The organism is Bacillota bacterium (assembly GCA_023511835.1).
Taxonomy (GTDB): Bacteria; Bacillota; Sulfobacillia; order JAIMAT01; family JAIMAT01; genus JAIMAT01.
The window spans coordinates 1-9,821 of record JAIMAT010000073.1 but is presented as its reverse complement, the minus strand read 5'-3'; the positions used below and the strand labels follow the sequence as shown (position 1 = coordinate 9,821).

General features: G+C 76.8%; 10 protein-coding genes. All 10 read right to left on the bottom strand.

Going from position 1 to position 9,821, the window contains the following annotated elements; all coding sequences use genetic code 11:
- Window positions 1-285 (bottom strand): hypothetical protein (locus K6U79_09450; protein MCL6522578.1); only part of this gene is annotated, 285 nt, incomplete at its 3' end.
- Window positions 282-1,289 (bottom strand): glycosyltransferase, encoded by a 1,008-nt coding sequence (locus K6U79_09445; protein MCL6522577.1) that lies wholly within the window; start codon window positions 1,287-1,289, stop codon window positions 282-284. The genes K6U79_09445 and K6U79_09450, both read right to left, overlap by 4 nt.
- Window positions 1,213-2,130 (bottom strand): copper transporter, encoded by a 918-nt coding sequence (locus K6U79_09440; GenBank protein ID MCL6522576.1) that lies wholly within the window; start codon window positions 2,128-2,130, stop codon window positions 1,213-1,215. The genes K6U79_09445 and K6U79_09440 overlap by 77 nt, the downstream gene beginning before the upstream one ends.
- Window positions 2,131-2,156: 26 nt before the next feature.
- Window positions 2,157-3,272, bottom strand: a complete 1,116-nt coding sequence (locus tag K6U79_09435; GenBank protein MCL6522575.1) for a hypothetical protein — start codon at window positions 3,270-3,272, stop codon at window positions 2,157-2,159.
- A gap of 402 nt (window positions 3,273-3,674) precedes the next feature.
- A complete protein-coding gene (locus K6U79_09430; GenBank protein MCL6522574.1) occupies window positions 3,675-5,165 on the bottom strand; it encodes an aldehyde dehydrogenase family protein in 1,491 nt (496 codons plus the stop codon).
- A gap of 83 nt (window positions 5,166-5,248) precedes the next feature.
- Window positions 5,249-6,367 (bottom strand): Zn-dependent alcohol dehydrogenase, encoded by a 1,119-nt coding sequence (locus K6U79_09425; protein ID MCL6522573.1) that lies wholly within the window; start codon window positions 6,365-6,367, stop codon window positions 5,249-5,251.
- Window positions 6,364-6,789: a hypothetical protein gene (locus K6U79_09420; protein MCL6522572.1), complete on the bottom strand. Its 426-nt coding sequence runs from the start codon at window positions 6,787-6,789 to the stop codon at window positions 6,364-6,366. The genes K6U79_09425 and K6U79_09420 overlap by 4 nt, the downstream gene beginning before the upstream one ends.
- Before the next feature lie 58 nt (window positions 6,790-6,847).
- Complete coding sequence (locus K6U79_09415) at window positions 6,848-8,488, bottom strand: benzoylformate decarboxylase (GenBank protein ID MCL6522571.1); 1,641 nt, start codon at window positions 8,486-8,488, stop codon at window positions 6,848-6,850.
- Complete coding sequence (locus K6U79_09410; protein ID MCL6522570.1) at window positions 8,485-9,402, bottom strand: formate dehydrogenase; 918 nt, start codon at window positions 9,400-9,402, stop codon at window positions 8,485-8,487. Before K6U79_09410 ends, K6U79_09415 begins: the two co-directional genes overlap by 4 nt.
- 117 nt (window positions 9,403-9,519) lie before the next feature.
- Window positions 9,520-9,821 (bottom strand): hypothetical protein (locus K6U79_09405; GenBank protein ID MCL6522569.1); only part of this gene is annotated, 302 nt, incomplete at its 5' end.

The window sequence follows — 9,821 nt, the reverse complement described above, 5'->3', positions numbered from 1 at the left end:
CCCCAACACGTCGTCCAGAAGGCCCAAGACCCCCAAGCCGCCGCACGCTGCGAGCCCGGCAGCCAGCCGGGCCGCGGGCAGAACCCCGACAGCCAGCAACCAGCCCCCGGAAACCGCCAGCGCCAGGGGCCAGAGGACCCCCAGGGCGGTGGGCACCGTGCCGCCACGGCACGAGGCTCGCACCAGCCCGCCTCCGGAGAAGAGCTGAAGCAGCGGCGCCAGCAGGAGGCGGGTGAAGGCGAAGGCCAGGGCCGCTGCCGCGAAGAGGGCCAGCGGCCGGCTCACGGATTCCGCCTCCGGAGGCCCACCCCCGCCCTGGCCAGAGCCCGGAGCACCGCCCAGCCCTGCCGTCCCCGGTGGAGAAAGCCAGCCAGGTCCCGCCCCGTAGAGCGGTGCTCCAGGTCCAGCTCCACCTCCACCACCCTGAGCCCGTGGCGGGCCGCAGCCAGGGCCAGCCCCACCTCGACCCCGAAGCCCGGCTCCAGCGGGCGCAGCCGGGCCAGGGCCGGCCACCTTATGGCCCTCTGGCCCGAGAGCGGCGCAGCGAGGCGCCACCCTGCCAGCAGCCGGATGCCCCAAGCCGCCAGACGCCTCACCAGGCCCAGCCCACCCTTCCCGGGCCGGCTGGGCAGGGCGCCGACGGCCATGTCGGCGCCTTGAGGCCCGAGGTGCTCCAGCAGGGCGCCAGCCCGCCCCGCGCCGGCCCCCAGGTCGGCGTCGAGCAGGAGCACGGCTCGGGGAGCGTGCCCCTCCAGCAGCTCCAGGCCCGCCTCCAGCGCCCCTCCCTTGCCCCGGGGACGGAGAAGCCTCAGCACGCGGGCCCCAGCCGCCCCAGCCTCCTCAGCCGTGCCGTCTCGGGAGCCGTCGTCCACCACCACCACCCCGTCCACCCCCGGTACGGCCCGGGCAGCACGCACGGTCGCCGCCACCCTGTCGGCCTCGTTCCTGGCGGGGATCAGCACCCAGACCCCGCCGGGGGCCGCCACCGGGGCGGCGCCTGGGGTTGCGCCGTCGGGCGGCACCGGGTCAGCCAGCGGTAGGGCGGCACCTGGCGGTGGGCTGCCCCTCGCACCGGCATCCCACGGCGCGGCGGCGACGGAGTTCCCCTCGTCCCGCAGCCGTGCCGCCCCGACAACGCCGCCCGCGTACGGCGGCCCGGCCCCCCCGACAGGACCGCGCCCGCGCTGCAACCCTGCCGCCCGGAAATCCAGGCTACCGGCCGCCGCCTCCCCCGGAAACCGGCTCCCGGGCCCAGGCCGGGAGCGGCCGGGATGGCGCCACCAACCCATACTGCCCCCTCCCCTCGCCTACCGCCGCCACCAGGCAGAGCCGCCCCGAGGCCAAGTCCACGTGGGCCACCGTGGGAACCCCCTCAGCCAAGCAGGCCGGCAGGAGCGAGGCCGGGGTCCAGCACGCCTCGGCGGCCACGACCGCCAAGCCCTGGGCCCGGGCCTCCCGCAGGAACGGCCGAAGGAAAAGGGCCGGGGCGTCGGGTTCGGCGCGGCCCAGGAGCAGGACCACCGCCTGGACGGGGAGGGCCGGCCGCGCCGCAAGCCGCACCAGGCCCCTCCGCTCCAGGCCGGAGAGAATCTCCGCCCCGCCCTCCGCCCCGGCCAGGGCCCGCGCCAGGGCCCGGGCCGCTTCCGCCGGGCCGCCCTCCGGCCACAGCCTCCCGCCGCCCTCCCTCGCCGCGCCGCTGCCCGGCACAGGGGGGGCTGCGGCCGCCGCGCGCCCCTGGAACCAGCGCTGGTCCAGCGTGGCCCAGATGCAGGCCTCTGCCCCCGCCGCCTCAAGGGTCTCCAGGAGGGGACGGGCATCCGGCCCGTCCCCCACCTGCAGCAGCGCCACGCTCAGGCCCGCCAGCCGCCCTGCCGCCAGGGCCTTGACGGCTGCCTGGGCGAGCGGGGCGTCGGCTTGGGCCTCCTGGTGGGCACGCGCCAGGACCCGCTCCAGGCTCTGAACCCGGTCGAGAAGCCCGGCCAGGTCTTCCTCGAGGCGGCGCACCAGGGCTTCCTGCCGCCGGGAGACCGCCTCGTCCCCCGGCAACAGGCTACCCGCCGCGATGCCGGCTCCCAGGGCCAGGAACAGCGCCGCCACGACCGCCAGCAACACCCTACCGTCCAGGGGCACCCCATCACCCCCGACAGCGCCGGACCCTACCCGCCCAGGACGGCCCTGAGGTGCGCCACCGCCAGCCTGACCAGCAGCCTCAGCCCGGGGGAGCCGGCCAGCAGTGCGGCCAGGGGCAGCATGCCGGCAGCCAGAAGCGCCACCAGGCCCGAGACCCCCACCCGGGCCCGGTAGAGCTGGGAGGCCCCCCGGGCGTCCACCAGGCGGGACCCCAGCAGCATGCGCACCAGCAGCGTACTGGCCATCCCCGGCCGGCCCCTCTCCAGGAAGTCCTCCAGCCCGCAGTGGGCCCCCACCGCCACGATGAGCTCGGCGCCCTTTTCGTAGGCCAGCAGCATGGCCGCGTCCTCGCTGGTGCCGGGGGCGCGTAGCACCAGGGGGCGGAGCCCGAGGGCCTCCACCCGGGCCAGCCCCGGCGCATGGCCGTCGGCGTAGGCGTGGACCACGACCTCCCGGGCGGCCCTGAGTGCGTCGTCGCTCACGCTGTCCATGTCGCCCACCACCACGTCCGGCACCAGCCCCAGGGCCATCAGCGCGTCGGCCCCCCCGTCCACCCCCACCAGGGCGGGGCGGACGCCGCGGACATACGGCAGGACCGCCCTGAGGTCCTCGCGGTAAGATCCTCCTCTGACCACCACCAGAGCATGGCGGCCCCTGAACCTGGTGGCGACCGGGGGGAGGCTGAGCGGGCGGAGGAAGGCATCCTTTTCGGCCAGGGCCCGGGTGAGCGTGTTGTCCAGGAACACCCCCCACTGGCGGCGCAGCGCCCGGCGGGCCCGCTGCAGCTCCCGGGCCGCTTCAGAGCGGGTAAGTCTCCGGCCGCAGGCCAGGGGCCGACCCCGGTGGTACACCACGCCCCCGCGGAGCTCCACTTCCAGCCCCTCGCGCAGGGGGGCCGCGCTCCCCAGGCCGTCGACCACGGGGATGCCCCTGTCGATCAGCCATGTCGGCCCCGGCGCAGGCAACCGCCCCGAGAAGGAGGGGGACAGGTTGAAGACTGCCCCCACCCGCCGCTCCGCCAGGGCGTGGGCCGAGGCCAGGTCCATGTCGGGGTGGTCGACGACCGCAAACTCCCCCGGGCGGAGCCGCCTGACCAGCTCCTTGGTCCGGTGCCCGACCCTCAGCCTGCCCCTCCTGCCCACCTCGCCGCACCGCCCCGACAGCGTCTGCCGCGCAGACCTGCGCGTCCCCCGCCCGGTTGGAGCGCGGTCAGACAGGCCGCGCCGGTCTGCAGCGGCGCCCCGAATAGTATGACCAGGCCCCGGGGGCCGATACCCCGGGGCCCAGGCCGGTGGGGGGCCCCCCCGCGCCCCCCCCCGGGGGGCCCCAGCCCCCCCCCCCCGCCCCCGCCCCCCCGCCCCACCCCCCCTCCCCCCGCCGGCCGCGGCGGGCGCCGCCCGCCGCGGGCCGGCAGCGCCCACCCCGGCCCGCGGTCGTGAAACGGGATTTCGCCTGCAGCATACCGCAGGCGGCCGCCCCCGAGCCGCGGAGGCGGGCGGGGGCGGTGCGGCCCCCCGCGGCCCCGGGAGGAGCCCCGCACCCGCTCAGAAGTAGCCGAAGGGCTCCTCGTTCAGGTCGGCGATGACCGTCTTGGTCTCCAGGTAGGCCTCGAGCGCACCGCGGCCCAGCTCCCGCCCGAAGCCGCTCTTCTTGTAGCCGCCGAAGGGCGCCGTGGGCGTCAGCAGCTGGTAGGTGTTGAGCCAGACGGTGCCCGCCTGGACGCTCCGCGCCATGCGCAGCGCCCGCTTCACGTCCCGCGTCCAGACGCCGGCCGCCAGGCCGTAGGGGCCGGCGTTGGCCAGGCGGACCGCCTCCGCCTCGTCCTCGAAAGGAAGCACTGCCGCCACCGGCCCGAAGATCTCCTCCCGGGCGATGCGCATCTCCGGCCGGACGTCCGCGAAGAGCGTGGGCCGGACGAAGTAGCCCGGGCCCAGCTCCTCGGCCCGCCCGCCGCCCGCCAGCAGCCGGGCGCCCGCCGCCAGCCCCTCCTCCACGTAGCCCAGCACCCGCTCCATCTGGGCCCGGCTGATCAGCGGACCCACGTCCGTGGAGGGCTCCCGGCCGGGGCCCAGGCGGAGGGAGCGGACGCGCGCGGCCAGCGCTTCCACGAAGCGCTCGTAGGCCGGCCGCTCCACCAGGATGCGCGAGCCCGCCTGGCAGACCTGGCCCGAGTTGAGGTAGAGGCCGAAGAGCGCCCCCTCCACCGCCTGCGCCAGGAGCCGGTCGTCCTCGGCCATGTCGGCGAAGACGATGTTGGGCGACTTCCCGCCCAGCTCCAGCGTCACCCGCTTGATATGGGGTGCGGCGCCGGCCAGGATCCGGACTCCCGTGGCGGTCTCGCCCGTGAAGGCGATGCGCGGCACCTCCGGGTGGGCCACCAGCGCCGCGCCCGCCTCGTCGCCGCCCGGCAGGACGTTGAGCACGCCCTCGGGAAGGCCGGCCGCCTCGGCGATGGCGGCCAGGGCCAGCGCGGTGAGCGGCGTCTCCGGCGCCGGCTTGAGCACCGCCGCGCAGCCCGCGGCCAGTGCCGGCGCCACCTTCCAGGCCGGCATCAAGAGGGGGAAGTTCCAGGGCGTGATCAGCCCGGCCACCCCCACCGGCTCCTTCAGCGTCAGCACCAGGTAGTCGCCCTGCGGCCCGGGAAGCGAGAAGGGCGGCGTCTCCCCGTGGACGGTGGCCACCAGCCCGGCGAAGTAGTCGAAGACGTCGGCCGCCATGGGGATCTCGATCCACCGGGCGAAGTTGACCGGCATCCCGTTCTCCCGAACCATCAGCGCGGCCAGGTCGCCGGCGCGGGCCCGGATGCCGTCGGCGATGCGCCGCAGGACGCGGGCCCGTTCCAGCGGGTCCACGGTCAGCCAGCGCCGCTCCTCCATGGCGCGCCGCGCGGCCCCGACGGCCCGCTCCACGTCCTCGGGAGCCGACTCGGCCGCCAGCGCGAAGGGTTCGCCCGTCGCCGGGTCCACGTCCTCCCGGTACCGGCCCGAGGCGGGCTCCCGCCAGCGGCCGTCCACGAAGAGGAGGCGCTCGCGCAGCAGGTCGCCCCCGGTGCGCCCGTCGCCCTCCACGCCTGCATGCCTCCTTCCTTCCTCCGCGCGGTCCCCTCGCCGCAGGCGGCTCACCCGCCGAGGAGCAGCACGCCCCGCGCCACCTCGCCCGCGCGCAGGGCGTCGAAGGCCTCGTTGGCCTCCTCCAGCCGGTAGCGGCGGGAGATCAGCTCGTCCAGCTTCAGCCGGCCGGCCATGTAGAGATCCAGGATGTGCGGGATGTCCACCTCGGGGACGGAGCGCCCGTACCAGCTGCCGGTCAGCACCTTCGACTGGGAGGGGAGCGAGAAGGCGTTGATGCCGACCTCCAGATGCGGCGCGGCCACGCCCACCACCACCACGGTGCCGCCTTTCCTCGCCATGCCGTAGGCGGAGGCGATGGTCTCCGGCCGGCCCACCACCTCGAAGGCGTAGTCGGCGCCGCGGCCCTCGGTCAGGTCGACGACGGCGCCGATGACGTCCGAGGTGCGCGAGGCGTCCACCGTGTGCGTGGCGCCGAACTGGCGCGCCAGCTCCAGCTTGGCCGGCACCCGGTCGACGGCGATCACCGGCCAGGCGCCGGAGAGCGCGGCCGCCTGGACGACGTTGAGGCCGACGCCGCCCGTGCCCACCACGGCCACGCTGGAGCCGGGCCGCACCCCGGCGGTGTGGACGACGGCGCCCCAGCCCGTGGTGACGGCGCAGCCGACCAGCGCCGCGCGGTCCAGGGGGACGTCGGGCCGGACGGGGATCACCCCGCGCTCGGGGACCACCGTCGCCTCGGCGAAGCAGGAGACTTCCAAGAAGTGATGCACGGGCGCCCCACCCGGCCTGCGCAGGCGGAGCGCGCCGCCCGGGAGCGTCCCCGCCACCTGCAGCCGGGCCGCCTCGTCGCAGAGCTCGGGTCGGCCGATCCGGCAGTAGTAGCAGCGGCCGCAACCGGGGATCCAGGAGAGGACCACGTGGTCGCCCGGTCGCACGCGGGTGACGCCCTCGCCCACCGCCTCCACCACGCCGGCGCCCTCGTGGCCCAGGACGGCGGGGAGGGGGACGGGCAGGTCGCCCTCGATGACGTGCAGGTCGCTGTGGCAGACGCCGGCGGCGGCCAGGCGGACCATGACCTCGCCCGGCCCGGGCGGCTCCAGCTCCAGCTCCTCGACCTGCAGGCGCCGGCCGGCCTCCTCCAGAACGGCGGCGCGGACCCGGCTCATGGCTCGAGCAGCTCCCCGGCACCCATCTCCCGGACGACCTCCCGGTAGGTCTCGTAGAGGCCCGGAAGGATGGGCAGCAGTTTGAGCGCACGGTTGATCGGTCCGCGGGCCTTCACCTGGCCGCGGGCCAGGGCCATGGGCACGTCCAGCCGGCCCTGCCAGAAGCGGTTGCCCACCTCGCCCGAGGACTCGAAGACCACGTCCGGTGCGGGCTCCAGCGTGTCGAAGGCGACGCGCATGTAGGCGCCGTCCGGGGCGGGCGTCCGCCCGTCCATCAGGACGGTCAGCTCGGGATCGTGGTAGACGAAGGCGACGACCAGCTCCGCCTCGCGCAGCCCGCGAGCCGCCTCGCCGAAGCGGGCGCGCTCGGCCACCGCGCCCAGGATCGCCCTGGCCTGCTCGGCGTCGCGGAAGGTCGGCATCTCGCTCCCTCCTCCTCTCCGCATCCCCCGGCCCGGGCGACGGGCGCCGCCCGGGTGTTCAGTCGAAAAGCCGCGGCACGGCCCGGTCAACGGCCACGTGGACCACGAAGGGGCCTTCCGCCCGCGCCGCCTCGGCCAGCGCCGGGGCCAGCTCGCCCGGCGCCTCCACGCGCACGCCGACGCCGCCCAGCCCCTCCGCCAGGCGGACGGGGTCGAGGCCGCCCAGCTCCAGGCCGGGCGTCTCCGCCTCGCGGCCGGGGTAGGCGGCGGCGGCGTAGCTTTTCAGGATGGCGTAGCCGCCGTTGTCGAGGACGACCACCGGCAGCGCCACGCCCTCCCGGGCCGCGGTCCAGAGCGCCTGCGGGGCGTAGAGAAAGGCGCCTTCGCCCGTCACCGCCACCACCCGCCGGCCGGGGCGGGCCAGAGCGGCGCCCACCGCCGCCCCCACACCCCAGCCCAGGCCGCCGCTGGCCGCCGTCCAGTAGCCCCCCGGCTCCAGCGCCAGCCAGCGACGGACCAGCGGGCTGGCGGAGACCGCCTCGTCGACCACCAGCCAGCCGGCGCCGCCGCCTGCCTCCGCCTCGAGCCAGCTCCGCACCGCCTCCAGGACGAAGGGCACCCCCATCCGCGCCCGGCTCCGCGCCGCCTCGGCCCGCTGCCGCGCCCGCTCCGCCAGCGCGGCGCCGCCGCCCTCCGACGGGCGCCCGCCCCCGTCGCCGCCGCTCAACCTTGCCAGAAGCGCCTCCAGGGAGGCGTGCAGGCCGCCCAGGAGTACCCGCTCCGCCGGTGCCCGCGAGGCTTCCTCCGGGTCGTCGGTGACGAGCCAGAGCTCGCTGCCCGGCGGCAGCAGCGGCCCCGGCTGGTAGGGGTAGAGGAGGAAGGCCGGCGCCCCCAGCACCACCACCACGTCGTGGCCCGCCAGCGCCTGCGCGATGCGCGGCGCCGCCGGCGCCAGGTCGCCGCGGTAGAGGGGATGCCCCCGGGGAAAGGCCTGGCGCGGCCCCAGCGGGTCGCTCCAGACCTCCGCCCGCAGCCGCTCCGCCAGCTCCACCGCCAGTCCGGCCGCCGCCGCCCTCTCCAGCCCGGCGCCCGCCACCAGGGCCGGGCGCCCGGCCTCCCGGAGGCGCGCCGCCAGCGCCGCCAGGGCCCGCTCCGGCGGAGGCCCGGGCGCCTCCACCTCGCCGGCGGCGGCCGCTCCCTCCTCCGCAGGCCCGTCCCAGAAGTCGGCCGGCACCACCACCAGTACCGGGCCGGCCGGCGGCGAGCCGGCCAGCCGCCAGGCGCGCTCGAAGGCCGGCGCCACGTCTTCCGGGCGGGCCGGCTCCAGCACGCCCTTGACGGCGCCGCGCGCCAGCTCGGCCATGTCGGCGGCCAGGAGCGGCTCCAGGTGGAGGTGGCGGCTGTCCTGCTGGCCGACGGCCACCACCAGCGGCGTCCGGTTCTTGCGCGCGGTGAAGAGCGCCCCCACGGCGTTGCCCAGCCCCGGCGCGGCGTGGAGCTCCACCAGCGCCGGCCGTCCCGTCGCCTGCGCGTAGCCGTCGGAAATGGCCACCACGGCCGCCTCCTGGAGACCGAGGGTGAAGCGGAGGCGGGCGGGCAGCCCCACCAGCATGGGCACCTCGGTGGAGCCCGGGTTGCCGAAGAGGCGCTCCACGCCGCGCTGCCGGAGCCAGAGGTGGAAGGCTTCGCGCACCCTCATCGCGCCCCGCCCTCCAGCACCACGTCGGCCAGCGGACGCCCGTCGAGCCAGCGGAGGATGTTCTGGACGGCCGCCTGGGCGATCCGCTCCTGCGCCTCCACCGTCACGCCGGCGCCGTGCGGGGTGAGGAGCACGTTGGGCAGGCCGCGCAGCGGGTGGTCGGCAGGCGGCGGCTCGGGGTGGAAGACGTCTACCGCCGCCCCCGCCAGCCGGCCGTCGCGCAGCGCCTCCGCCAGGGCGGCCTCGTCCACCAGCTCCGCCCGGGCTGTATTGACCAGCAAGGCGCCCCGCTTCATCCGCCCGATCCGCCCTGCGTCCAGGAGGCCGCGCGTCTGGGGCGTGAGCGGCAGGTGGAGCGTCACCAGGTCGCTGGCGGCCAGGAGCGCGTCCAGGTCGGCGTAGGCCAGGCCGAGCGCCGCCTCCTCCTCCGGCGGCAACCGGCGCACGTCGTCGTAGAGGAGGCCGACGCCGAAGGGGAGGAGCCGCGCCGCCACCTCGCGGCCGATGCGGCCCATGCCCACGATGCCGACGGTCCGGCCGGCCAGGTCGTGGGCACCGGCCATCCACTCGGCCAGCGGCCACTCGCCCGAGTGGAGCGCCCGGTCGCTGCGGACGAGACCGCGCAGGAGCGCCAGCGCCGCCAGGACGACGTGCTCGGCGACGCTGACCGCGTTGGCGCCGGCCACGGCCGCCACGGTCACGCCGCGCGCCCGGGCGGCCTCCAGGTCCACGTGGTCCACGCCGGCGCCGGCCACCTGGATGAGGCGGAGCCGCTGCGCCCGCTGGAGCAGGTCGGCGGTGAGCGGATGGAAGGCGGTGGAGACGAGGACTTCCGCGTCGCCGATCTCGCGCTCGGCTTCCTCGCGCGTCGTCGCCACGACCAGATCGTGCTCGCGGAAGAGGGCCGCCAGCATGACGGCCTGGGCGGCCGTCCCTCCGGAAGGCGGCAGCAGAGCCAGGAGCTTCAGAGGAGTCCCCCCTCACCTCCGGATGCTAGGAGGTCGGCGGGACCGCTTCGACGCAACCAGTGATCAAAAACGCGTTTCGCGCCACGGCTCCGCTCCATCGCGCAGGATTCCGGATGAGCCGGCGGGCAGGAAGACGTTGAACCAGACGTCCGGGTGGTCCAGCACGCGAAGCCGGAGGACGCGCAGATGCGTCACGCCCCCGGGGCGCTCGAGCGTCACCGCCAGTGTCGGCGCGCCATCGGGCGCCACCTCCACAGCCCGCCACAGCCGCCGGAAGTCGGGCAGGCGGCGGAGGCGCCGGAGGAGGGCCGCCGCCTCGGGATGGCGGAGACGCGCCCGGCTGTCGCGCTTGAACTGGGCGAGCG